The organism is Lysinibacillus sp. FSL K6-0102, assembly GCF_038003545.1.
Taxonomy (GTDB): Bacteria; Bacillota; Bacilli; order Bacillales_A; family Planococcaceae; genus Lysinibacillus; species Lysinibacillus capsici.
In genome coordinates this window covers 1,822,290-1,846,810 of record NZ_JBBOPH010000001.1, presented here as the reverse complement: position 1 = coordinate 1,846,810, position 24,521 = coordinate 1,822,290, and the positions used below count along the sequence as shown (strand labels likewise).

General features: G+C 38.2%; 23 protein-coding genes. 9 read left to right on the top strand and 14 right to left on the bottom strand.

Annotation, left to right across the window (positions count from 1 at the left end; translation table 11 throughout):
* The first annotated feature begins 63 nt into the window (after positions 1-63).
* Together NYE73_RS09140 and NYE73_RS09135 are read left to right on the top strand one after the other, a co-directional pair.
* A complete protein-coding gene (locus NYE73_RS09140) occupies positions 64-750 on the top strand; it encodes a phosphoribosylaminoimidazolesuccinocarboxamide synthase (RefSeq protein WP_004269355.1) in 687 nt (228 codons plus the stop codon).
* A gap of 146 nt (positions 751-896) precedes the next feature.
* Complete coding sequence (locus NYE73_RS09135) at positions 897-1,550, top strand: YIP1 family protein (RefSeq protein WP_112117739.1); 654 nt, start codon at positions 897-899, stop codon at positions 1,548-1,550.
* 40 nt (positions 1,551-1,590) lie between these two features.
* On the opposite strand, the gene NYE73_RS09130 is transcribed toward NYE73_RS09135, so the two are convergent.
* The 8 genes from NYE73_RS09130 to NYE73_RS09095 form a co-directional block, all read right to left on the bottom strand.
* Complete coding sequence (locus tag NYE73_RS09130; RefSeq protein WP_259948616.1) at positions 1,591-3,339, bottom strand: methyl-accepting chemotaxis protein; 1,749 nt, start codon at positions 3,337-3,339, stop codon at positions 1,591-1,593.
* Positions 3,340-3,577: 238 nt separating this feature from the next.
* Entirely contained in the window at positions 3,578-4,780 is a 1,203-nt protein-coding gene (locus NYE73_RS09125) for an NAD(P)-dependent malic enzyme (protein ID WP_048390037.1), read from the bottom strand.
* 406 nt (positions 4,781-5,186) lie between these two features.
* A complete protein-coding gene (locus tag NYE73_RS09120; protein WP_048390035.1) occupies positions 5,187-6,017 on the bottom strand; it encodes an MBL fold metallo-hydrolase in 831 nt (276 codons plus the stop codon).
* A 54-nt stretch (positions 6,018-6,071) separates the two neighbouring features.
* Positions 6,072-6,626, bottom strand: coding sequence for a hypothetical protein (locus NYE73_RS09115; protein WP_066037692.1), 555 nt, complete (start codon positions 6,624-6,626; stop codon positions 6,072-6,074).
* A complete protein-coding gene (locus NYE73_RS09110; protein WP_259948609.1) occupies positions 6,619-7,737 on the bottom strand; it encodes a hypothetical protein in 1,119 nt (372 codons plus the stop codon). The genes NYE73_RS09115 and NYE73_RS09110 overlap by 8 nt, the downstream gene beginning before the upstream one ends.
* Before the next feature lie 37 nt (positions 7,738-7,774).
* A complete protein-coding gene (locus tag NYE73_RS09105) occupies positions 7,775-8,146 on the bottom strand; it encodes an RNA polymerase sigma factor (protein WP_259949169.1) in 372 nt (123 codons plus the stop codon).
* Positions 8,147-8,385: 239 nt separating this feature from the next.
* Positions 8,386-9,195: a sulfurtransferase gene (locus tag NYE73_RS09100; RefSeq protein WP_259948607.1), complete on the bottom strand. Its 810-nt coding sequence runs from the start codon at positions 9,193-9,195 to the stop codon at positions 8,386-8,388.
* A gap of 10 nt (positions 9,196-9,205) precedes the next feature.
* Positions 9,206-12,817, bottom strand: a complete 3,612-nt coding sequence (locus NYE73_RS09095) for a dynamin family protein (protein WP_259948606.1) — start codon at positions 12,815-12,817, stop codon at positions 9,206-9,208.
* 244 nt (positions 12,818-13,061) lie between these two features.
* Here NYE73_RS09095 and NYE73_RS09090 point away from each other — a divergent pair, with 244 nt between their 5' ends.
* Both NYE73_RS09090 and NYE73_RS09085 read left to right on the top strand, forming a co-directional pair.
* On the top strand, positions 13,062-13,484 hold the full coding sequence (locus NYE73_RS09090) for a DUF4183 domain-containing protein (RefSeq protein ID WP_115673397.1): 423 nt from the start codon (positions 13,062-13,064) through the stop codon (positions 13,482-13,484).
* A 24-nt stretch (positions 13,485-13,508) separates the two neighbouring features.
* Positions 13,509-13,829 (top strand): DUF4183 domain-containing protein, encoded by a 321-nt coding sequence (locus NYE73_RS09085; RefSeq protein ID WP_004269344.1) that lies wholly within the window; start codon positions 13,509-13,511, stop codon positions 13,827-13,829.
* A 40-nt stretch (positions 13,830-13,869) separates the two neighbouring features.
* Here NYE73_RS09085 and NYE73_RS09080 read toward each other — a convergent pair whose 3' ends face one another.
* The 4 genes from NYE73_RS09080 to pcp are packed head-to-tail and all read right to left on the bottom strand — an operon-like array spanning position 13,870 to position 16,764.
* Positions 13,870-14,604 carry a 5-oxoprolinase subunit PxpA gene (locus NYE73_RS09080; RefSeq protein WP_257961375.1) on the bottom strand — a complete coding sequence of 245 codons (735 nt, stop codon included), beginning with the start codon at positions 14,602-14,604 and terminating at the stop codon, positions 13,870-13,872.
* Entirely contained in the window at positions 14,604-15,467 is an 864-nt protein-coding gene (locus NYE73_RS09075) for a 5-oxoprolinase subunit C family protein (RefSeq protein ID WP_259948598.1), read from the bottom strand. Before NYE73_RS09075 ends, NYE73_RS09080 begins: the two co-directional genes overlap by 1 nt.
* 3 nt (positions 15,468-15,470) lie before the next feature.
* Positions 15,471-16,166 (bottom strand): 5-oxoprolinase subunit PxpB, encoded by a 696-nt coding sequence (pxpB, locus tag NYE73_RS09070; RefSeq protein WP_259948595.1) that lies wholly within the window; start codon positions 16,164-16,166, stop codon positions 15,471-15,473.
* Positions 16,150-16,764: a pyroglutamyl-peptidase I gene (pcp, locus tag NYE73_RS09065; RefSeq protein ID WP_259948593.1), complete on the bottom strand. Its 615-nt coding sequence runs from the start codon at positions 16,762-16,764 to the stop codon at positions 16,150-16,152. The genes pxpB and pcp overlap by 17 nt, the downstream gene beginning before the upstream one ends.
* 622 nt (positions 16,765-17,386) lie before the next feature.
* Between pcp and NYE73_RS09060 the strand changes: the two genes are divergently transcribed.
* The 4 genes from NYE73_RS09060 (at position 17,387) to NYE73_RS09045 (ending at position 20,450) form a co-directional block, all read left to right on the top strand.
* Positions 17,387-17,845: a chemotaxis protein CheX gene (locus NYE73_RS09060; RefSeq protein ID WP_259948590.1), complete on the top strand. Its 459-nt coding sequence runs from the start codon at positions 17,387-17,389 to the stop codon at positions 17,843-17,845.
* 318 nt (positions 17,846-18,163) lie between these two features.
* Complete coding sequence (locus NYE73_RS09055) at positions 18,164-18,286, top strand: hypothetical protein (protein ID WP_009370491.1); 123 nt, start codon at positions 18,164-18,166, stop codon at positions 18,284-18,286.
* Between the two features lie 24 nt (positions 18,287-18,310).
* The gene (locus NYE73_RS09050) at positions 18,311-18,802 is read left to right on the top strand and encodes a cytochrome b5 (RefSeq protein WP_004269330.1); all 492 of its coding nucleotides are present in this window, start codon (positions 18,311-18,313) and stop codon (positions 18,800-18,802) included.
* Complete coding sequence (locus NYE73_RS09045; RefSeq protein ID WP_048390013.1) at positions 18,789-20,450, top strand: b(o/a)3-type cytochrome-c oxidase subunit 1; 1,662 nt, start codon at positions 18,789-18,791, stop codon at positions 20,448-20,450. Before NYE73_RS09050 ends, NYE73_RS09045 begins: the two co-directional genes overlap by 14 nt.
* A 174-nt stretch (positions 20,451-20,624) precedes the next feature.
* On the opposite strand, the gene NYE73_RS09040 is transcribed toward NYE73_RS09045, so the two are convergent.
* On the bottom strand, positions 20,625-20,891 hold the full coding sequence (locus NYE73_RS09040) for a hypothetical protein (RefSeq protein ID WP_054550783.1): 267 nt from the start codon (positions 20,889-20,891) through the stop codon (positions 20,625-20,627).
* A gap of 605 nt (positions 20,892-21,496) precedes the next feature.
* Between NYE73_RS09040 and NYE73_RS09035 the strand changes: the two genes are divergently transcribed.
* Complete coding sequence (locus tag NYE73_RS09035; protein WP_279494186.1) at positions 21,497-22,846, top strand: IS1182 family transposase; 1,350 nt, start codon at positions 21,497-21,499, stop codon at positions 22,844-22,846.
* Positions 22,847-23,012: 166 nt separating this feature from the next.
* Here the strand turns inward: NYE73_RS09035 and NYE73_RS09030 are convergent, their stop codons facing one another.
* A complete protein-coding gene (locus NYE73_RS09030; protein WP_259950116.1) occupies positions 23,013-24,509 on the bottom strand; it encodes a carboxypeptidase M32 in 1,497 nt (498 codons plus the stop codon).
* Between the last annotated feature and the right edge of the window lie 12 nt (positions 24,510-24,521).

The window sequence follows — 24,521 nt, the reverse complement described above, 5'->3', positions numbered from 1 at the left end:
TAAATATTTAGAACATTCGTGTTATAATTTTAGAGTACTATGAAAAATATTGGAGGGTTTTTTGTGGAATTATTGTATACAGGTAAAACAAAAAATGTGTTCAAATTAGAAGATGGTCATTATTTACTAAAATTTAAAGACGATGTTACAGGAGAAAACGGCGTGTTTGATCCAGGTGCAAATACTGTTGGTTTAACAATTGATGGGGCTGGCTTGGCTGGTTTACGTTTAACTTCTTATTTTTATTCAAAATTAAACGAACAAGGGGTTCCTACTCATTTCGTTGATGCTAACTTTGAAGATGCAACAATGACAGTAAAACCGGCAACTGTTTTCGGTAACGGTTTAGAAGTGATTTGCCGCTTTAAGGCAGTTGGTTCATTCCTACGCCGTTATGGTGCCTATGTAAAGGAAGGACAAGATTTAGACTCCTTTGTAGAAGTAACAATCAAAGATGATGATCGTTTAGATCCTCCAATTTCTGAAGATGCTTTAGCGATGTTAAACCTGTTAACTCATGAAGAATACGCCATTTTAAAACAACGTACAATTGAAATTTCCAAATTTGTAGCGGCAGAGCTTGCTAAAAAAGGCTTAACGCTTTATGACATTAAATTAGAATTCGGCCGCGATGCGAAAACGAATGAAATTTTATTAATCGATGAAATTTCAGGCGGTAATATGCGTGCTTACAAAGGTGATCAGTATATTGAGCCGTTAGAACTTGAGAAAATTATGTTAGCTGAATAATAGAAACAACCCTAAAAAGAGTCGACAATTACGACTCTTTTTTTATGTGTGGGCTTATTTTTATTTTCCATGAAACTTTTCTTTACTTCACTCGTATATTAACTATATGTAACAAGCAATTATTCTATTATTTTGGAGGTAGTTTGATGGAAAACTTGAATGAGACATCAAAAGAAGAAAGGTCAAAACTAAATCCATTTTTATCGGTTTGGATGCATCCAAAGCAAACGACTCGTTATATGATTAATGAAAAATCTATCGGCTTTGCAATTTTGGTTTTGTCTATTGGTTATATTGGCTCCCTTATGTCTGGATTAATTGATTCAGAATTTCTTCCTGATTTTTCGCCATGGCTTTTAGTCCTATTATGTGTCATTTTTGCTCCTATCGCAGGTATGATTGGCACAGCTATTTCTGCACTCATCTCTTGGCTATTCGGGAAATTATTTAAAGGTACTGGGACTTACTCGGACTTATTTAAGGGGTTAAGCTTAACAGCAATCCCATATATCATACTGATTCCGCTTTATATTATTTGGTTAATGACTTCACCCGATTCATTATTGGATCCTAATTTTATGGGTTCATTACCGTGGATTTTTTGGCCAACTATTTTAGTAAGCATCATTGTGACGATTTGGTCATTTGTTATTTCTGTAGGTGTAGTCGCTGAAGCACATCAAATTTCTAACTGGATGGCTTTCTTCACCATCTTTATTCCAGCCATTATTATCTTCATCGTATTATTTGTTCTTTTCTTTGTCATACTCATCGGAATTATTGGTGTTGGCATGATGTAAAAACATCTCCCCTCTCATTTAAGAGAGTGGGAGATGTTTTTTATAGTTTGAATTGAGCAATGAGAGCTTTCAATTGTAATGCTAATTCCGATAGTTGAGCAGACTTTCCAGCCATATTCTCCATTGAGCTACTTGTCTCTTCTGTCGTAGCTGTTGTTTGCTCGACCCCTGCAGCAGATTCCTCTGCCACCGCAGCAATTTCTTGAATAGAGTTATTCATTTTATGGCCATCTTCTGTAACTTTCGATAAATTCGTTGAAATTAATTGGACACTCTCCACTACATCATTAATGGAGTGGCTAATCGTGTTAAATGTTTCAGTAGTAGCTTTTATTTGATTCGTTCCCTCTTTTACTTCTTGGTAACCATCCTCTAAAGAGTTCGTGACAACATCAAAATCTTGCTGAATATTCGTGACGATGGATGTAATATCGTTTACTGAAAAGGCTACTTGTTCGGCAAGCTTACGTACTTCATCTGCCACTACAGCAAATCCTTTGCCATGCTCTCCCGCTCTTGCCGCTTCAATCGCAGCATTTAAAGCCAACAGGTTCGTTTGATCTGCAATATCCTTAATGACCACGACCAATTTAGAGATTTCCTGTGCTTGAGCATCTAATTTTTTCACTTTCTCAACGGCATTTTGCACGATGCTATCAATCTTTTCCATTTGAGAATTAGAGGATGTCATTAGCTGACTTCCTTCATTCGTTAATGTTAAAACTTCTACTGAAGATTGATGAATATGTGCACCATGCTGATTCGTTTCCTGTAAATCTGCTGTAAAGCGCTCCATTAATGAAGTTAATGCACTAGAATGGTGAGCTTGTCCCTCAGCACCCGATGCTAATTCATGCATCGTAATCGCAACTTGCTCCGCTCCCATATTGACTTCATTTGCTGAATGCGTTAGCTCTTTACTAGATGTATTAATTAAGTCTGATGCTTGGGCAATATTATGAATCATATCCTTCAACCTTATTTGCATTTGATTCATGGCGTTTGCCAGTTTTCCAATTTCATCTTTTGAACGTATAGCCATACTTTCTTGAGATAAATCTCCCTCTGCAAAACGCTCCATCGCTTGAGCCGCTTGGTTAATAGGCTTTGTCATACTACTCGCATATTGCCAAATGATCAATATCCCCACCATAATGGCCAAGCCAATTACTATAAGTGTTATCTTAAGAATACTTTGTGCTGGTTTATTGAAGTCCATTAAATAGGTGCTCGCACCAATGACCCAACCCCAATATGGATCTGTTTCTGCATAAACCCCTTTGTCCTCTAATTGACCTGAATTGGGTAACGGCCACGAATATGAAACAAATCCACCACCTTCATTCCCTTTAGCAATGATTTCTTGTATGTACTTAACGCCTTTATCATCCTCTTCATCCCAAACACTCGTACCCTCTATATTTGGATGGGCAACGGACATCCCTTTTTGGTCAACAACAAAAATATAACCATTGTCGCCAAGTTTAATGTCCTTATTAATCGGTCGCTTTCCTTCACTATCCTTTTCTCCTAAAATAGCAATCTTTACTTTTTCCTGAGCTTCCTCTAATGATAAATTGCCTGCTTCTACCTCTTGATTGAATTGCTCAATCATAGCAATCGTCATTTCGACACTATTTTTTAGATTTTCTTTCCCTACTGTTTCTAGGTTTGATTTACTTTGCTGATAGCTTATAAAACCTAAGATAAGTAACGGAATCATTAAAAGCAGCAATGAAAAAGCGATTAGCTTCGTTTTAATAGATCGAAATTGTACGATTGATGTCATTTTCCCTCATCACTTCTTTCAATTTTAAATGGACTTAAGACTTATTTTTTAACCTAAATCTGTCATCAATAAGTATTTCTTCTCTTCAATCAACTATGTAAAACATTCCATTTTACTTAATCATTTTATTACATAAAACACCAAAAAAACAACAAATTTCGAGCATATTTGATAAAAAACAGATAGAGAAAAAGCAATACACTTTTCCCTATCTGTTCTAATTCCCTATTCAATTTTATTAAACAGATAGTGCTGTACTTTGCTGGAATAGCTCAGATACGCCAGATTCTACAGCTGCCCCACTTACTGCGCGTGAGACGATTGCCACAACGCGTTCGTCCAAAGATTTAGGCACAATATATTCTTCCTTTAGTTCTTTATCACTCACAAGGGAGGCAATGGCTTCTACAGCAGCTAGCTTCATCGACTCATTAATATCCGTAGCACGCACATCTAAAGCTCCCCGGAAAATACCAGGGAATGCAAGAACATTATTAATTTGATTTGGATAATCTGAACGGCCAGTTCCCATAACACGTACCCCCCATGCTTTGGCATTTTCATACGTGATCTCTGGATTTGGATTGGCTAAGGCAAAGACAACTGGATTTTCATTCATGGACGCAATATGTGCCTCTGTTAATAGATTGGCTACAGAAACTCCAATAAAGACATCTGCACCTGTTAGTGCATCCTCTAGTGTACCATGTTGCTTCTCTGGATTCGTCAAATGAGCAACCGCTTCTTTAATCGGATTCATCCCCTCTGTACGACCCTCATAAATAATACCCTTTGTATCGCACATATAAATATTCTTATAGCCCATTTGTACAAGTATACGTAAGATCGCAATGCCTGCAGCACCAGCACCGTTAATCACAACCTTCATCGTTGCAATATCCTTTTTCACAATACGATTGGCATTAATCATCGCTGCTCCTACAACAATTGCTGTTCCATGTTGATCATCATGAAAAACTGGAATATCACATTCTTGACGTAGGCGATCTTCAATTTCAAAGCATCTTGGTGCTGAAATATCCTCTAAGTTTACCGCACCAAATGTCGGGGCAAGCGCCTTCACAATGCTGACGATTTCATCCGTATTTTTTGTATCTAAGCATATTGGAAAAGCATCAACATTGGCAAAACGCTTTAGTAAAATCGCCTTCCCTTCCATTACAGGTAATGCCGCTTTCGGTCCGATATCTCCTAACCCTAAAACCGCTGTCCCATCCGACACAACAGCTACCATATTACCCTTCATTGTATAGTCGTACACAAGCGAAGGATTTTTCTCAATCTCCACACATGGCGCTGCTACCCCCGGTGAATAAGCCAAGCTAAGATCATAGGAATCTTGTACAGGTACCTTTGAGCTCACCTCTAATTTCCCGCTATAGTGTGCATGCATTTCTAAAGCCTTTTTCATTACGTCCATTCCATCCCATCCTTTTCCCTTTGATTTTTTATTATATTTCAGAATCATAATACTTTGTGAAAATATAGTCAACGAATTTTCTGTCAATTTATTTTAAACTTCAAAAATTCAATGTTTAATGACTTTCATTACATTTTTCTGTCAAATTAAACATTTCACAATCAATTATTTTAAGATAATTAATGCGATTGTTAACACATTAAAAAGTGTACACATAGAGCCATTTAGCCTGTTCAACTTTTCACATAGTATTTTTCTTATGTAAATGAGAATTATTTCACAAACTTTTGTAAGCGCATCCATTGCCCTGATTGACTTCGTCACAATTTATTCACATTTTTTCACAAAGTTTTTTATTATACAGATCAAAGTATTTGTGAAATTCTTAACAAGATAAAAAAGAGCCCTATATAAAGGACTCTTCGGTAAAATGATTAATAAAGGCCGTGATGATATGCTTGGAAGACCATTGCTCTCCCGAAACTTTTGTAATCGGATAATCACGAGGAAAAATTGTTTTGGTGATTTCCTCAACAGAATAACCTTGCATAAATAATTGCTTCACTTTTCCTTGCATGTCTTCCAAATAAGCAATTTTTTCTTGTATTTTCGTTCGACCATCCACTATAAAGCCTGCATGACAGCAATAGACGACATCGAAATCATAGTTTACTATTTTCCTTAAAGACGCCAAGGTATGGACAATGTTTTCTTCATCAAGCACAACCTTTGTCTTTGGCTGGATAAACAAATCACCTGTAAACATAGCGCCTGTTTCCCGATTGTAAAAAGAAAGATGATCTGTAGTATGCCCAGGTGTTTCAATAACATCCCATGTTGCTGCGTTCGTTTGTAAGGTTTGCCCAAATGGTTGGGCAACAAACGCGGGTCGTTCCCCCCACAATGCCTGACGATAGAGTGGATAGTCTCCATCTTCAGCACAAAGATTGACTGAATCACGATGAATATAAATAGGTACATTCTTATGATGTTGAATCCACGCTGCATTTCCTGCATGATCCTCATGTGAATGCGTTAATGCCAATTGCTCTATAGGTATACCCTTAAAAAAGGATTGAAATTCCTGCGATAGTGAGTAGGAACCTGTATCAATTAGTAACCCATCCACAAAAAAACTGTACACACTCATACCAACCCCCTGCACCGCAACTTTCCCATGCGCACATTGTACACCGCGATGATGCTGAATCTCGATACTTTTCTCCCGTTTAAACATCCTGCTCCCCCTTTGCCCCTTGTACAAAAAGTGTAGCATAAAATGAATGGTGAGTCATTTTTGTAAGTAGGTAACAACAAAGGATTTGTTTTTTACATGTTTACGAAGTGCTAACACATGAAGAAATAATCGTATATTTACAGCCAATAAAAGCAATGCGCCTAGGAACAATAATCCCATCTGCCAATCATTTGTAACATTCATTAACAGCGTCCAACTTATAATGACAGCAAAGGTAATCGCTATATATTTTTTCATCACTCTTGTAGTGGAACCCTGTATATCGTGTTTTTGTTCAATGCTTAATAAAATTTTTCCAAATTCCATTATGATCAGCAATTTAATTCCTTGAATTAAAACCGTACTCCAATAGAAGAGAAGATGTGAAGAAAAGAAAGTACTCATCAAGGCAAGAATCATAGCGCAAGCCATATATTTGCTGATAGGTGTTTTTTCTTTATAGAATGAAAGACTTTTTAAATAGGCCCCATAAACAAGGATATCTTGTAGAAGATTAGCGTATTTAAAAACATTTAAATAGATAAATTGAAAAAAGAGCGCCACTGCAAACCATTGTAAAAGTTTTACCTGTTGTTTAGATTCACTCATTGTTTTCACGCACCTTTTTCACCAAATTCGACGTAAAATACGCTTGCGAATATACTCTTTTAGTTAAATAACCATCGGGGCCACTAAAACCTATGGACGTATTGATATCTAAAGGAGCTTCCTTCAATTGAATAGTCAGCTCCAAGCGTTGACCTTTCGTCACTGAAAAAGGGAAATCACTTGCTGTGTAGCGCTGATCGTTTAATCGCCATTCTTTCAACAGTATTTTATCCTCTAATGTAGCTGGAACATAAAATGCATCAAAAACTGCATCCTGCTGAAGGGTAAATGATATGATTTGTTCCGAATCATTTTGTGACTGACTATAGCTATTATTCATGATCTGATTTTCATCAATGAAGGTTTCCCTCGTAAAATGAATTGGGGCAGGTAATTTCACCCCGTCATTTAATACAAGATAAATAGTTTTACTTGCCATCACTTTTTTCATCGTGTTTAAATCAAACTGAAAAAAAGCTAATCGAATATTTTGATAGCGTAAATCTTGAGAAGTATCCAATGGATAATAAAAGCCATTGACTAGATTTGCTTGCTCTGTTTGATCATATACTGTTGGTAATTGCACGTCTTCTGCCTGTAAATATTTCACATATCGATGGTCATCTTTGTTTGTAATATAGCGTACCTCTAAAGCATTCTGTAAGCTATCTGTAACTTCAATTGCAGCAGGAACCACTATCGGTTTTATGAATTGATGTTGTAAAAAAATCGTACTGTTACCGATCAGTAAAATCAAAACTATGGCAACACCAATCGTCTTTTTCTGATCAGCGCCAACTTTAAGCTTTTTCCTAGAGATGTACAGTATGATGCATACGCACAAAATAGCCAAAATCCAGTATATTGGCGAAGATAAATGATCTAATTGTGACATTAACGCACTAGCCCGATCATTATCTACGTGTTGTTCCCCCACCATGAATGCCACAAATCCACCCGTTGCAAGTGTTACAGCAACAGTCAAGCCTTTAGGTACCCAGTGCAAAGGCTTATGCTGCTCTTTTGTTGCTTGTTCAATACCTTGTAGACTACGTTGATGTAACGATTCTGGAATGTCTATTTGATCCATCTGCTTTTTTAGATCGTTCACCCTTATCCCTCCTGTTCCAGTGCCTGCTTTAATTTTTTTAATGCACGATCAAAATGATTTTCGTCGTCCCTAATTTAAGCTGCAATACCTGAGCCACCTGAGACAATGTATAATCATGATAGAATCTCAACAAAATAATATCCTTTTCCTCCTTTGTGAGCTTTGTCATCACATCTTCCAACGCCCACCTCTCAGGAAGTTCTTCATGCGGTTCTTCACCTAGTTCTGACTCCAGCTCAAACTCGACGATCGGTTCACGCTTATTTAGTAAATTTATTGCACAGTTTATGACCATCCTTATTAACCATGTTTTTAAATAGGATGAATTTTGAAGAGAATGTATGTATTTAAAGCTACGGTAAGCGACTTCCTGTACGACATCGAGTGCATCTACCTTTTGATCAAGTATAAAATTCTATCCCCTACTTTAAAAGGGGTATCCTTCACTTTTTCATTTTTATCCGCCACTTTGAGCAGGTTAGCCGCTACATTAAATTTTATCCGTCACTTTGAACGTTCTATCCTCCACTTTTTCTTCCGTATCCGCCAATCTGAACAGGTTATCCGCTACATTAAATTCTTACCTCTACTTTACACTCTTTCCACCGCACTACATAAAAAAACGCCCACCGAAGTGAGCGTTTCTTTTTATTCGTTTGTGCCGTTTTCCACGTCATATTCTGTAATCCAATCACTGAAGCTACCTACATATAATTGGATGTTTTCATAGCCTTCATCTGCTAATACAGCATAAAGCGGAGAGGCTGTTACGCCGCTTCCACAGTAAACAACAACCTGTTCATCAGGTGTAACTTTTTGACGTAATGCATCGTTTGCCTTTAGTTGACCATTTGACTTCAATTGCTCCCAGTCAAAGTTTTTCGCAGTTGGGATATGACCTGCTACTTTATCCAAAGGCTCTACTTCTCCTCGATACCTTTCAGCAGCGCGGGCATCGAGTAAAGTAGCTTTTACCTCTCCATCTACAATGGCTTTTACGGCTTGGCGTGGTGCATAAAGCTCATCTTTCCAATCAAACTCAATGATAGTTGGAGGATATTTAATAATATCCTTGGTAAAAGGAATTTTTGCCTCTAGCGCAGGGGCACCTCCGTTGACAATCACTACATTTGGGAAACCAGCATATGTTAGCATCCACCAGGCGCGTGGGGCAAATGGAGCTGCTCCTTGGTCATAAACTACAATCTGATCTTCATACCGTAATCCTAGTTCTTGAAAAACGGATGCCAATTTTTCTTTGCTTGGCATTGGATGACGACCTTCTTTGCTGTCCATATCCGATAACTGCTGTTCTAAATCAATATAGATAGCACCAGTAGCATGACCTTCCTCGAATGCTTTTTTGCCAGCCTCTTTGTCCTGAAGATCGAAACGAGCATCGATAAAACGGACGCCATCATACTGAATTTCATCCACTGATTTGAATACTTTTCCCATTAGAATCACCTCATGCGTATTGTAATTGTGCGTAAATCGCTTTCCAAGAAGCTAAACGACTCTCTTCTTGTAAGGCTAATCTTTCTGTGTCAATTTGTTCAAGCGCTTGATGATAAATATAGTAACGTAATTTTTCGGCTTCCTCTGCTATAAACGTAATCGCCCATGTCATGAGAGAAACTTTCTGTGCATCTAAATAGTCTTGTGCATCTGGCTTTGTTACAGCTTCTAGTGCCTCACTTAGCTTCACTTTTTCATTCTTTTCAAAGAAAGCTTTTTGATTGCGGAAATGAGATTTTACGCTAGCATATTTGGAAATATCCGCAAACGGTCCTTCAAAATCCAATAAATTTGGCTCAGAGGATTCAAAGGCTAGGAATGAGAAGCTTCGATTTAACTCTTTCAATTCGCGCACTTCATCTTTAAAACGTTGTTGCATCTTTTTGCTAATGAATTGCGATAAACGGAAGTTTGTTACACGCATTTCTTGAGTAAAATCAAAACGCAAGCTTTGCATCACTTCTTTTAATGCATGCTCCAATGCTTGTTGTGCGGGCATTGCAGCAAAGGTAGAAGGATTGTAGCCTTCCTTAAAGAACTCAGGGTAACGATAATAAACACGCTGAAGAACATAATAGAGTAGCTCATCAAGCTCCTGCTTTGTTTCACTCTCTAACATGCTCGTATTCAGTACACTGAACTTCGATTGAATATGTTGTTCAAGTGTTGCTAATTCCTCTAGTCGCTCATCTTTACGTTTTAAGTTTTCCTCTGTTTGGGCAATTAAATCCGCCAAACGTTGCTCTGTTTTATCAACTTCCTCTGCAAGAGCTTGAACGGCTAATGCACTCAATTCATCATTTAAGAATGTATGGAAGTCTTTTTCAAATGGTGGCATACCTGATGTTAAATCGGCACCTTCTACCTTTTCCTTCAACGCTAAAAGACTAGATACCCCATATAGTCTTGGGAAGCGAATGCCAAAGCGTTGTAACTCTGAGCGTACATAGCCTTTTACATCTTCCTGTTCCTCATCCGTTGTTGCCAAATCAATTGCATTGACAATAAAGAACATTTTATCTAGCTCAAATGCATCCTTCACACGACCAAGTTGAATTAAAAACTCTCGGTCAGCTTTGGCAAAGGCATGATTATAGTACGTAATAAATAGGATGGCATCAGCATTACGAATATATTCAAATGCTACGCCTGTATGGCGGGCATTAATAGAGTCCGCTCCTGGCGTGTCAACAAGTGTCACGCCCATACGTGTTAATGGACTATCATAATAGAAGTCGATATTATCAACAAAGCAAGATTTATTTTCTTGTGCTACAAATTTTTCAAACTCTTCACGGTCTACGCGGAGGATAGAACCAAACTCAGACTTAAAGGTTGGATAGCCTTCTTTATAGGCACGAATAAATGATTTATGAACATTTAAGCGTTCGTCCGTTAACTGCACCGCAAGCCCTTCATCAGCACGATTATAGGCTTCCTCCAATGTCGATACAGACAAACCAATCGCCGCATAGGAGCCTTGAATATCCTCTAGCATTTGTTCCGCAGTTTTAAGCTGTACATCCGCTGTTTCATGTGGGTGTTCAGGTGTAACTGGACGAATTTTATTGATGGCCGCAGTTGTTGGGTTTGGTGATACAGGTAACACCTTGGCTCCCATTAAAGCGTTTGAGAAGGAAGATTTCCCAGCACTAAATGCGCCAAACAATGCAATGGTAAAATCCTTTTTCTGTAGTCGTTCTACTTTATTTTCAAGGTATTGGGCTACTTCGGCAAAGCCTTGCACCTCTTTGACTGCATTGGCAGTATGGAGTGCACGGTTAATCACACCATCGATTGGTAGAGTCGTTGCACTAGTAGCTTGCTGAGCTTCCTCTTGTTGGATGATTTGCTCTTTTGGCTGCAACATGGACTCGTCAAATAGACGAATTTCTGCTAAATCTTGCTTAAATGATTGTTCCCAATTTGTAAGCTGTTGATTGGCAACTTTACGAATTTCATTGCTCGCTTGATGCATAGTGCTTGCACTATATTGCTGATAGCCTTCAATTTCAAGGACCGCATTAATGGCATCTACTTTGTCCTGCATACCCGCCATTTTTAATTTTGATGGTGCGGCAGTTTCTGTTGCTACAGCTTCAAGAGTTGTCGCTTGCGCATTTTTCCAGCTATCTGTCTCCTGAATGAAGTAGCGCTTTGTTGCTTCTGCGATACGGTTAGCGAAGTTTAACACAGCATCACCTGTTAAAATAGCGCCTGTTTGAACTTGCTGCTCAATCAATGAAAAAGGTAAGTCAAATACATAGGCATCAATAGCAGAGGCACGTTCCTCATTTAATGCACCAACGTCCTTCAATGCCTTTTTCATAAGACCTTTTAAATGTCCCGTGATTTGTGCATGGACCACATTTTGATAGGCACTATACGCATTTTCTTTACGTCTGTTTCGCTCTTCCTCTGTTTTTTTCTTTGCAGTAAAGAGCCCTCCAACTTTAAAGCCTTCCTGCATGCTTTCTAAATAAAGGCGTAAGTGATCGCGTAAATCAGCTGGCATAATTGCAGCATTCGCGAGCAACTCCTTACGTTGCTCCTCAAACGTTTCGTTCCAAGCTTCTACTGAAAATAATTCAACCTGACGATTTAATTTATTGTATTGCTCTAATATATCTTGATGGTGTGCCCAGTCATCCGCACTTAAAATTTCTTCATCAATTGCTAAACGATCCTGTCTTTCTTCCATTAAATAATTGTCATGCTCGCTTTGCAATAAACGCAATGTATTCGTAGCTGTTTGTACAAGCTGCTCCTGCCAGTCATTCATACTGTCCATCACGATTTTCTTTACTGCCTCAAAATCATTATGTGGATGCTCTGGCTCTCTTAATGATGTAAAGAAAACACCCTTCGGTACAACACCCCATGCTGCAAAGGACTGATGAACAGTGGCTTTAAATTCTTCGAAGCTCAATTCATTATCCTTATGCTTATCAATCATATTGACAATTAAATAAACATTTGGATTATATTTCATTAATTGCTTTGTGAATTGGAAATTTAATTCCGACTGCACATGGTTGTAGTCCATTGTATAAAATACGATATCGGCAATATGTAGTGCTGATTCCGTTGACATGCGGTGTGCATCATCTGTGGAGTCTACCCCTGGCGTATCCATTACAGTGACACCTAGTGGTAGTGTAGAGGCACTGTGTCCAATCTCAATTTGTGACACTAAATCCCCATTTTTACTTAGCTCTTTTACTGTTTTAAAATCATAGCCAGCCTCAAATTTTACAGGCTTTTCATTGTGCATATAAACAATCGCATAGTCTTCCTCTGATTTATGAACTTTGACGATGTTTGCACTTGTTGGAATAGGACTAGATGCCAGCAGATTTTCACCAGACAGCGCATTAATCATACTGGACTTCCCTGCAGAGAAATGGCCTGCAAAGCCAATCACATACTCTTTTTGCTGAATTTTTCGAGCAAAAAGTGATGTTTTATCCATGCGCTCTGTATCACCATTATGCTGATAAATTATGTATTGCAAAGAGGCTTGCTTTAATAGCCCCTCCAATTGTTGTTCAAAATCTTTCATGAAACCAGTAACCCCTTTTTCATTAATTATTCATAATTAGTATTCTACCTTATTCAACTAGCAAAGTATAACACTAATTTAAAGCATATATGCCAACGTTTCCATCCTTACAAAAACATGTTTATACAAAAAATCTATGCCAAATGATAGATGGTCAACTAGTTCTTTTTATATTTACTTCATATTTTATAGTAAGCATATTCGGGGCAAAGTTATATTTTTTATGAAGGGAGTGTGATGCCATATGATAAATCCTAAGTCTCATCAAATCATTGAAAAATATTGTTCATGTAACTGTGAGGATCGATTTATCTGGCCCCGTATAAAAGCAACAAACGGAATACCCATGGTTCCTCCTGAAGTAGTCCCTGAAGGTATGATTATACCAACGATCCAGCGATATTTTTATATCGTTACAGCTGATCTTGATCTATCGAATGGGGCAACTCTTCCAGCCAATCTCTTTTGGAATGATGAAGCAAATTCTGTTACTGAGTTTACAATTTTTTCACCTAATGGTTACGTTAACCTTTATATTAATGCAGTAATGCAGGAAGGCGGTATTTATACGGTAACCCCAGCCTCCCTGACAATCGTACCTTATAATGCGACATTGTATAGAGGAACACCCATTATTATTGAATCGCTAGGCTTTACAACGAAATAAAGGAAATGAAAGGAGGTGAATTTGGTGGCACTTTCCATTATTAATATTCACGTCAATGTAACAGGTAGTTCTACAAGGTTTTTTAACGTCTTAGCTGCACCCCTTGTCATTGCAGATGGCACGACAGTCGCTGCAACAACGTTTTTAAATGATAGCGGTACAGCCGCAACAGTATTCCCAGAAGTCGCAAATGGTTACTATAACTTATATATCAATGGTGTTCTTCAGGAGGGTGGTGCCTATACAGTTTCTACAACTGAAATAACGTTCAATACTGTCACAGGTACACTTTCTGCTGGTACGCCAATTGTGCTAGAAGCTGTGGAGCTAGTGACAACAATCTAAATAAAATGGATGCCTTATTTAGGGCATCCATTCTTACATTTTATTGTAATTGCTTTCTAAGACCTGCAATTTTTTTCGCATAGTCTAGCGCATGTGGGCCATCTCCATGTATACATAAGGTTTGGACTGCCACTTTAATTTTTTTGGACTGGACCGACATCACTTCATTCGCAGTCAAAATTCCTTTTACATGCACTAGCATTTCCTCTTCCGATTGTATGAAGGCATTTGGCACCTGTCTGTTCACTAATGTGCCATCTTCGTTATAGCGTCGATCCGAAAAAACCTCCTCATATACTTGAAGCCCTTGGTCTCTAGCAATCTCTACGATGAGGCTACCAGATAAGCCATATAAAATAAGCTGCGGATTAAGATCATACACTGCTTTGACTACAGCTAACGCTTTTTCACGATCATTCGCGCATTGATTATAGAGTGCGCCATGTGGTTTAACATGATGAAGCATACCATTTTCAATCTGTACAAATGCTTGTAAGGCACCAATTTGATAAACCATCATATCGTAAATTTCAGCTGGGCTACATTCCATGTTACGGCGACCAAATCCCTCTCGATCGGGATAGCCTGGATGTGCACCAATGTGAACATTTTTACGAATGGCGCTTCGTACAATTTGATGCATGATTGAATGATGACCCGCATGATAGCCACATGCAATGTTGATGGAAGTTACATAGTCTAATAGTTCTTCGTCCTTACCCGCGATAAAAGCATCATAGCTTTCACCCAGATCACAATTGATATCAATTGACATCATGTTTCCTCCAGTACAAAGTGAATTGTGTTAAACATACGCATTTGCGCTACTTTATGTAAATCTTCTTCATGAACTGTTGCAACAATAGGATAGCCTCCTACTGTTTGAGCATCAGCCATTAGGATAATGGGATTACCACTTTGAGGCACTTGGATTGTTCCGAACTGTGTAGCTTCTGATAGAATATCCTTCATCTCCTGAAGTTGTAAGGTAGGTCCTTTGATGTAGTAGCCCATACGATTGCCGCCGATAAATTGAAAAGGATCTTGTAAAAATTGTCGCTGACTCTCCTCAGCAAATAAATGGAAATGCGGCCCTTTAAACAGTCGAACCGTAATCGAACTGTCAAAACGCGGACGATAGGATGCATATAGCCCTCTATTATATTTTAAAGATGATGATACCTGCCCATATAAAATACTTCCTTTTGTAATGCATGTTCCCAAATTCCCAAGTGGAAGGTAGGATTGGCTACCAAGCTCATCATTTGTACGAAAACCTCCTAATGGAGTTAAGTAAACAATAGAGCCCTGATGGACACCCTTGATAGATAATCTATCTCCCCTCGTTAAATGGAAAGTTTTCCACATTTCAATTGGTACATGATTAACCAAGCATGTACTATGCCCCCCTGTTAATACATAAACACCATCAGCAAGCGCCTCAAATTCAAAACCACCCACAAACATTTCAAAAGACGTTTGATCATGGTGGTGCTGTAAGATTCTTTGAGCTGCTTGAAACGAACGGTAATCCATTGGTCCAGATAGCGGAATACCAAATGCCCGATAGCCGAACCTTCCTTTGTCTTGTAAGCTACCATACACCCCTAGTTTTGTTACGAGCAGAAGTGGCTCCAATTGCTACACTCCTTTGCTTTTCATTTCCCAAAATTGCTCTTTGGTTATTTCATAAAACTGAACTTCATCACCAAGTTCAAATAAAAATGGCTCTTTGCCATGAGCATCAAATAAATCCAAAGGTGTTTTCCCTATAATATTCCAGCCTCCAGGTGAATCAACAGGATAGATGCCTGTTTGTCCACCACCAACCCCAACTGAACTCGCTGATACAGATGCCCTTGGTTTCTGTAAGCGGGGCACAAATAATTTAGCATCAAGCTCACCTAAGTAAGGAAAGCCTGGTAAAAAGCCGATTAAATAAACATAATAGCTTTTGGACATATGCAAAGTTTTAATATCCTCAAAAGGTAAACCTGTGAAATCCATGACACGCTTTTGATCTAAAGCAAATTCCTCATCATAGCAGACGGGTATTTTTAAAAGTCGATTCGTTCCTTTATCAATTGTTGTGGAGGCTTGCATCTCAAGCCACTGCGTCCTTAAACGTTCAATATCTATTTTTTGTTTAATATAAGCTGTTACTGTATGGTAGCTTGCAACACTTTCGATTAGGTGTTGCTGTAGCTGCTGTTTCAGAAACCGATTGAACGCTTGGACCGCGTGAAAGTTTGAGTGAGAAATTTCCTCTTTGAATGCAAAACGAATAGTATGTTGACTAATCCACATGGAATGCGGAAAATCAATGATTGGTTGCACGTGCCGTCTCCTCAATACAAAGCTGTACCGCAGCTACTAAATCTCTAATACTCCAGCCGGGAATTTTGCCATGTTGGATGGCCAGCTCAAATGATGCTGGAATATGAATAAAGCCAGCACGAACCCCTTCATGTTGCTGTGCATAAGCAAGCCCCACATACATAATGTTATTACATAAGTATGTACCCGCTGTATTAGAGATTTCCGCTGGATATCCTTCTGCCTGCAAACGATTTACCATACTGCGAATTGGTAAGTTTGTTAGATAAGCATCTGCCCCCTCCTCATGGATACGCTCATCAACTGGTGTATAGCCATTATTATCAGGCTCTCCGTCTTTCACATTAATAGCAATGCGCTCTGGTGTTACTTTAAAACGTCCTCCAGCCAATCCTAATGAAATAATGATTTGTGGTTTCACTTCTTCTATATGGTGTTTTAATTGCTCCGCTGATTGCTGAAAATCTACAGATAGAATTCGTCCGACGATATCATAGCAATCTATTTTCTTTCCGTTTAATTCTTCCACAATTTGCATCGTTGGATTTATTTTATAATCAAGAAATGGCTCAAACCCTGTTACTAATATTTTTGTCATATTTGTCACCTGATTTCTTTAAATAACCTTAAAGGTTTGCTTCATTTTACAATAGATTTCTGAAAAAACAAATATTTCTCACGAACAAAAACATGTAAAAAAGAGGAGATTCTTTCCCTACACTATTGGTAATATGGAAGAAAATTTTGTAGCCTAATTAATTGAAGCGGAGACAGCGTCATTCCTAGGAGATTAGTGTTACTGATCAGATTCTAGAGGGTAAGTTAAAATGGACACTGGCGTAACAGGAATCACCTCTCGCCTTGCTAAAGCCCTTTTCTGCACGTGCTATTTTCTTTTTTAACAACATGAAAAAGAGTATGAAGCATAGTAGCTTCATACCCTTTTGTTTAGCTCTTATTTCAAATGTGCAGTTGCCTGGTTCATGACGTATTTTCCAACTCCAATATAGATCACTACAGCTGCTCCAATCAATACGAATGTCATTGCGAACCGCTCCTTCTTAGTTATTTTTCGTTAAGTTTTCAGACGTTTACATTGAATTTGAAAATCATTCTCATTAATATATTATAAATTTCATGTGAATTCGTCAAGACATACTTTCATCTTACCCTTTTTACATGGTAAGATGTAGAAAAGTCGGAAAAAGGATGCGGTAATGATGAGTAATTCGAAGTACTTTCAAACTATTTTAAACGGGACAATTCACGCTTTAAAAACCATTCTTCCTATGGATATAGAAGTAAAGTCGCCTAGTATTATTTCTGAACCCTTTCAACAACAACAAATGGGCGTATTAATTGGCTTAATCGGAGATTTAAAGGGACGCGTCATCATTGACTCCTCTCCCGAAGTGTTCAGCGGGATCGGTAGTACCATGTTCGGTATGCCGCTTGAAGGAGAAATGCTAGAATCCTTTACAGGGGAATTTGGTAACATGATTGCAGGAAATTTATGTACAGCTGTTGGGCAAGAAAGCTTAGAAATTGATATCACTCCGCCAACGGTGATGGTGGGCAATACAAAATTATATGGCTTTGAAAAGGCATTTGCTCTCCCAGTTTCGGTCCCAAGCGTCGGTTCCCTAACAGTTCTATTAACGATTGAGGAAGAAGAATAGAAAACAAGATTTGAGGAATGTTCCAAATAAGACATTGTATGCTCAAACAAACAGCACACATGCAAAAGATTTATCATTCGCACAAAAAAAGAATGTACTTTCCTACCAATCTTTTATTTTTACTAAAATTAAGCAAAATATAGTACGGTGACAAGCTATCTCAATGACTTTTGAGATAGCTTGTTTTTTTTCTTCGTAATTCTTCACACTTTTTTCACATAATCCCTCTAGAAGTGTGATTTTTTTCACATCAAAATGCAGGGGATTTTTATATGATGACTGTAAGAAACAACAATAAAAAGCGTAGGAGGAGCAAAAATGGCAAATAAAAAGAAGTCAGATGAAAATTTAAAAGGTTCACTCTATGCAGTTTTTGGAGTAGGTATTATCATCATTTTACTTTGGGTGTACTGCTTCGATTTGTTCATTGGACGGTTTTAATCTACGAAGAAGGGACAGAAATATATGCACATACATAAGTATGAGAAATACTGGCTTGTGTTTGGAGTTACCACTTTAGTGGCATTCCTAATCATTCTCGGTATCGGAGCATTTCATCAAGGCTCCCATCCAAACAATGGTAAAAAAACACTAGATTACGAGAAAGTGAAAGAGACAGCGCCTTTTGATAATCCAGGTGTCCATAAGGTTGAAGGTAAAGATTGGGATTACGAAGTGGTAGTAGTTGCTTCTGCATTCAATTATAATCCTCCACAAATTGAGGTTCCACTTGGTGCAAAAGTGAAATTTATCGCGACAAGCGAGGATGTTATGCATGGTTTTGAGGTTGCAGGTACGAATATCAATATGATGCTTGAGCCTGGCTATATTTCGGAATATGTAACAGAAGTCAATAAGGTCGGCGAGTTTTTAATCGTATGTAATGAGTATTGTGGTACAGGACATACGATGATGCACTCTATGCTAAAGGTGGTGGATTCAAATGAGTCACACTAATTCAATGACAAAAGTGGATCGTCGAGATGCAAAGCTAGCAATGGCACATATTTACGTGGCATTTATCGCATTGTTATTAGGTGGTCTTGCAGGTTTATTACAGGTTTTTGTACGTTCTGGTCAATTTACATTACCAGCAGGCATTGGTTATTATCAAGTATTAACAGTTCATGGTGTATTACTCGGTCTTATATTAACTACATTCTTTATTTACGGCTTCCAAATTGCAAGTGTAAGTCGAACATCTGGTACGTTCACTGATACTCAGAGAAGACTTGGCTGGATTGGTTTCTGGTTAATGACGATTGGTACAGCTGCTGCCGCAACGATGGTGTTATTGAATAAAGCAACTGTTCTTTATACATTCTATGCACCATTAAAGGCACATTGGATTTTCTATTTAGGTCTTACATTAGTCGTTGTTGGTTCTTGGGTTGGCGGCGCAGGTCAAATTTTACGTTATGTCCAGTGGCGCAAGGAAAATAAAGCGAGTGGACAACGCAGCCCGTTACTATCATTTATGGTAGTTGTTAATAATTTAATGTGGTTCGTGGCAACGCTTGGTGTTGCAGCTTCTGTTTTAATTCAATTGTTACCATGGTCCTTAGGTTTAATTGAACGTGTCGATGTGGCATTATCGCGTACCCTTTTCTGGTATTTTGGTCATGCACTTGTATACTTCTGGTTATTACCTGCCTATATGGTGTGGTACGTGATTATTCCAAAAGTAATTGGCGGGAAAATTTTCTCCGATTCTTTAGCAAGACTTTCGTTTATGCTATTCTTACTCTTCTCTATTCCTGTTGGGATTCACCATCAGTTAACTGAGCCTGGTATTGATGGTACATGGAAGTTCATTCAAGTTGTTTTAACATTTGCTGTAATCGTGCCTTCTCTCATGACGGCCTTCTCGATGTTTGCCATGTTCGAGTTACGTGGACGTGAATTAGGTGGCAAAGGACTATTTGGTTGGTTTAAAAAATTACCTTGGAAGGATGCTCGTTTCTTCGTACCATTTATCGGTATGGTGTCATTTATTCCAGGGGGTGCAGGCGGTATTGTCAATGCCTCTTATCAAATGAACCAATTAATTCATAATACCATTTGGGTTACAGGGCATTTCCATTTAACGATTGCAACAGCTGTTGTTTTAACTTACTTCGGTGCGGCGTTCTGGTTAATTCCACATTTAACAGGTCGTACACTTTCGAAGTCTTTAAATAATCTTAGTAATTTCGCTGGTATCTTATGGGCTACTGGTATGACGATTATGTCTTCTGCAATGCATATTGCTGGTCTAATTGGTGCGCCTCGTCGCTCAGATTACTCAGAATATGGTGGCGCTCAGCAGGCTTACGATTGGATTCCTTATCAAATCGCGCAAGCTGTGGGTGGAACAATCCTCTTTATCGCCATCCTAGTGATCATTTATATCGTCGTGAAATTAGCTTGGTTCGCACCTAAAGGTGACGAAGAATTCCCTGTAGGTGATGTACATGAGCTTAGCGGTCCAACACCAGCTATTTTAGAAAACTTTAAAATATGGCTTGTTATTTTAGTAGCCTTAATTTTATTCGCTTACACAGTACCAATTATCGATATTATTTCAAACTCACCAGCCGGCTCTAAAGGCTATCAATTGTGGTAAGCATCCAAACGCATCTTCCTATAAAAAAGCGATTTCTCTGTAACGAGAAATCGCTTTTTTCACTTTATAATCAAAGCTTGCTCTTATTGAATGGCATCGATTAAATTTTTAAAGTTCGATAATTTTTGAAACTCTTGTTTTACAAAGCACCTCGTTAACTCAATTAGTAATACATTATTTAACCAACGTTTGAAGACTTATTAACACGGGGGCATACACAATTAGTGGAATAAGCAAAATTACTGCACCAATTTTTTTATTCCCCTTTTGTAATAGTAAAAGAGTAGTCAAGAAAAATAATGGATAAATAATAAAAGTAATTATTAATACACCATCAACTACTTGATACAATTTTCCTGTAAATGCACTTATGAATGGGATTGAAATCCATTCTAGTACGCAAAATGCAATAACCAATATCCACAACCATTTAAGTGTCACCATAATCACCCCTAAATTTTTAATTGGTCAAAAAAGTAAAAACTATATACGGTTCATCATACAAATATTTACTCAACAATCTGGCCAGATTGTTTAACACAATAGTTCAATTTAAAAATGACTCTTTATAATGTTGAACATTATATAAAAAATATTGATGTAACATGAAATGTAGCTTACTTTAAATCTTGACTTGTAATTTTAGTAGCCTTATTTATATTAGCTTACACCATTCCAATCTTCGAAATTATTTCAAATTCACCACGGGCTCAAAGGCTTTAAGCTTTGGTAAGAATATTTTCAAAGCAACAAGCGATTTCTCATTTTAGAGAAATCGCTTCAGACTGTAGACAAACTCAATGAATTTTGAGTTTGCCTACAGTCTTTTTTCTTTTACAATAAAATAAAGTAAAGCCGTTGATTTCCACTACGGGCGGACGCTTTCCGCGGGCGGGGTCGAGCTGCTTCCCTCGCTTCGCTCAGTCCAGGATCTCGACTTTCCCGCTTTTCCCGCAGGAGTCGCCACCCTTCGTTCCAATCAACTTCTACATAAAGAATTCCTTATTCATCTATTGATAAAAAGTACACTTTCGAGGTGATCAACCATGATGACGAAAAATCAAATCAATGAACGTGAACAATTAGAAATGCTAACGATTGATCAATTAGTTCCCCAAGATCATTTAGTACGAAAACTAGAGGCGGCTATTGATTTTTCATTTATCTATCCTTTAGTAGAAAACCTCTACTCTGCCAAAGGACGCCCTAGTATTGATCCTGTTGTTCTCTTTAAAATGACGTTTATTCAGTACGTTTTTGGTATACGGTCCATGCGTCAAACCATCAAAGAAATTGAAACGAATATGGCGTATCGTTGGTTTTTAGGATTTGGCTTCCAGACAGAAGTCCCGCATTTCTCTACCTTCGGTAAAAATTATGTCCGTCGCTTTCAAGACACTGATATATTTGAGCAGATATTCTATCGTATATTAAAAGAGATTATGCATCAAGGACTCCTCCATGCAGACCATTTATTTATCGATTCTACGCATGTGAAAGCGAGTGCGAATAAACGAAAGTATGATAAAAAAGTTGTGCGAAAAGAAACACGGGCTTATGAAGAGAAACTTCAATTAGAGTTAAATATTGATCGTGAGGAACACGGAAAAAAGCCCTTTTCCCCGGAGAAATTTGAAAAAGAAGAATGGAAAGAAATAAAGGAAAGCACGACAGATCCTGAAAGTGGATATTACGTGAAGGATGAACGTACGAAACAGTTTGCGTATTCTTTTCATGCAGCGACAGATGAAAAGGGCTTTGTCTTAGGTGCCATTGTGACTCCGGGAAATGTGCACGATAGCCATGTATTGCAGCCACTTGTTGAAAGAGTCATTCAAAACGTTCAAAAACCAATCGCTGTTGCGGCAGATGCAGCCTATAAAACACCAGCGATTACGAACTTTTTATTAGAGAATCAAATGTTGCCTGTTCTTCCGTATACACGACCTAAAACAAAAGATGGATTCTTCCGAAAGCATGAGTATATATATGACGAGCATTATAATTGTTATCTTTGCCCACAAGGGCAGATATTGAAGTATGCAACTACGACGAAAGAAGGATATCGGCAATATAAATCGAATCCTTTGATTTGTGCGAAGTGTCCAAGCCTTTCCCAATGTACAGAAAGTAAGCATCATCAAAAACTCATTCAACGCCATATCTGGGAGTCGTATGTGGAGGAAGCTGAACATTTACGCCATTCCTATGACATCAAACAAATTTATGCAAAGCGCAAAGAAACGATTGAGCGTGTCTTTGCCGATGCAAAAGAAAAGCATGGTATGCGATGGACAACCTTAAGAGGTCTGAAAAAATTGTCCATGCAGGCGATGCTTACTTTTGCTGCCATGAATTTAAAGAAACTGGCTACTTGGACGTGGCAGGCAGCTTAAGAAGGTATCTATGCTCGAAGAGTATGTTGAATTTGGTAGTATATTACCAAATGTTAAAGATAAAATAGGAAGAAAAATGACAAAAGCCCATCGAAAGTGAACTTCTCGATGGGCTTTTGTCTACAGTCTGAAGCGATTTCTCATTTTAGAGAAATCGCTTGTTTTTCTATAGCTGATATAGCTTTGTATATTTTTCTTGTAAATAATCTGCTAGGTACTTAGCATTTAAGCCTTCCCCTGTAGCCTCTTGTAATAGCGCGAACGGCTTTTTCAGCGCACCGTATTGATGTACTTTCTCTGTTAGCCACTCTCGAATTGGCAGTAACTCACCTTTTTCTAGTAATTCATCAAAATTAGGAATATCCTTGTCCATCGCATGCTTCCACTGCGCTGCATAGATCATTCCTAATGCATAGGATGGGAAATAGCCAAACATGCCACCTGACCAATGCATGTCTTGTAGTACTCCCTGTGCATCTGTCTCAGGACGAATACCTAAATATTCCTCATATTTATCATTCCATACCTGTGGGAGATCCTTCGCCTGTAAATCGCCATTGAACAGGTCACGTTCAATTTCATAGCGAATCATGATATGTAATGGATATGTTAGTTCATCTGCTTCAATGCGAATCAATGATGGTTCTACCATATTAATGGCACGTAAAAAATCGGCTAACGCTACATCACCAAATTGAACTGGTGAGAAGTGTTGAAGGCGCTCATAGTTATGCTCCCAAAATTTCTCATTTCTGCCGACAAAGTTTTCATAAAATAATGATTGTGATTCATGAATCCCCATCGATGTACCAGTCGCTAATGGCAGTCCTGCAAGTTTTTCATCAATATTTTGCTCATACATCGCATGTCCACATTCATGAATTGTGCCAAAAATAGCTGAACGGAAATCATTTTCATCATATTTAGTTGTAATACGAGCGTCACCATAGTTTAAGCCAATCATGAAAGGATGGACACTTTCATCCAAGCGACCAGCATCGAAGTCATAGCCGAGCTGAGCAAGCAATTCTAACGATAATTCACGCTGTGCCTCACGCGGGAAATGCTTAAATAACATGGTAGTATCGGGTTTATTCGATGAATGAGCAATTTTTTGAACAAGCGTCACAATAGACTCTCGTAATTCACCAAATACTTGATCTACGACATCTGTTGTCATATCTGGCTCATATAAATCTAGTAATGTATTGTATGGAGATCCATTTTTAATGCCCCAATATTGAATGAATTTTTTCTGCCATTGTATGATTTCTTCTAGGTATGGTAGGAATAGAGCAAAATTATTCTTCGCCTTCGCTTCTTCCCAAGCCGTTTCTGCCTTCGATTGAAGAATGACGAATTCTTTATATTCATTCGCAGGGATTTTTTTATTTTGATCGTAATTCTTTCTTACTTCTTCTACTAAACGTAGTGTTACATAGTCAAGATCAGCTTTTTGTGCCTCTAATGCTGCTAGAAGCTCTCCTAGTTCTTCACTCGTCTGCATATCAAATAAGGAGGCTGATAATGTACCAATTACCTCAGAACGTTGTGCTAACCCCTTTTTCGGTGCACCCGTCCGCATATCCCAATAAATCACATTGAGCGCTTCCTCATAATGCTGCATTTTCTTCACATAGTCTGTAAATTGTTGAACAGTCATGCATTCATCCTC

Excerpts from the sequence above, each read along its gene's own strand:
- NYE73_RS09100 (WP_259948607.1), bottom strand. The coding sequence starts at position 9,195 with ATGGGAAAAGTATTCAAATCAGTGGATGAAATTCAGTATGATGGCGTC.
- NYE73_RS09090 (WP_115673397.1), top strand. The coding sequence starts at position 13,062 with ATGATAAATCCTAAGTCTCATCAAATCATTGAAAAATATTGTTCATGT.
- pcp (WP_259948593.1), bottom strand. The coding sequence starts at position 16,764 with ATGACAAAAATATTAGTAACAGGGTTTGAGCCATTTCTTGATTATAAA.
- NYE73_RS09030 (WP_259950116.1), bottom strand. The coding sequence starts at position 24,509 with ATGACTGTTCAACAATTTACAGACTATGTGAAGAAAATGCAGCATTAT.
- NYE73_RS09125 (WP_048390037.1), bottom strand. The coding sequence starts at position 4,780 with ATGGACGTAATGAAAAAGGCTTTAGAAATGCATGCACACTATAGCGGG.
- NYE73_RS09120 (WP_048390035.1), bottom strand. The coding sequence starts at position 6,017 with ATGTTTAAACGGGAGAAAAGTATCGAGATTCAGCATCATCGCGGTGTA.
- NYE73_RS09115 (WP_066037692.1), bottom strand. The coding sequence starts at position 6,626 with ATGAGTGAATCTAAACAACAGGTAAAACTTTTACAATGGTTTGCAGTG.
- NYE73_RS09095 (WP_259948606.1), bottom strand. The coding sequence starts at position 12,817 with ATGAAAGATTTTGAACAACAATTGGAGGGGCTATTAAAGCAAGCCTCT.
- NYE73_RS09050 (WP_004269330.1), top strand. The coding sequence starts at position 18,311 with ATGCACATACATAAGTATGAGAAATACTGGCTTGTGTTTGGAGTTACC.
- NYE73_RS09130 (WP_259948616.1), bottom strand. The coding sequence starts at position 3,339 with ATGACATCAATCGTACAATTTCGATCTATTAAAACGAAGCTAATCGCT.
- NYE73_RS09135 (WP_112117739.1), top strand. The coding sequence starts at position 897 with ATGGAAAACTTGAATGAGACATCAAAAGAAGAAAGGTCAAAACTAAAT.
- NYE73_RS09035 (WP_279494186.1), top strand. The coding sequence starts at position 21,497 with ATGATGACGAAAAATCAAATCAATGAACGTGAACAATTAGAAATGCTA.
- NYE73_RS09060 (WP_259948590.1), top strand. The coding sequence starts at position 17,387 with ATGAGTAATTCGAAGTACTTTCAAACTATTTTAAACGGGACAATTCAC.
- NYE73_RS09055 (WP_009370491.1), top strand. The coding sequence starts at position 18,164 with ATGGCAAATAAAAAGAAGTCAGATGAAAATTTAAAAGGTTCACTCTAT.
- NYE73_RS09045 (WP_048390013.1), top strand. The coding sequence starts at position 18,789 with ATGAGTCACACTAATTCAATGACAAAAGTGGATCGTCGAGATGCAAAG.
- NYE73_RS09080 (WP_257961375.1), bottom strand. The coding sequence starts at position 14,604 with ATGTCAATTGATATCAATTGTGATCTGGGTGAAAGCTATGATGCTTTT.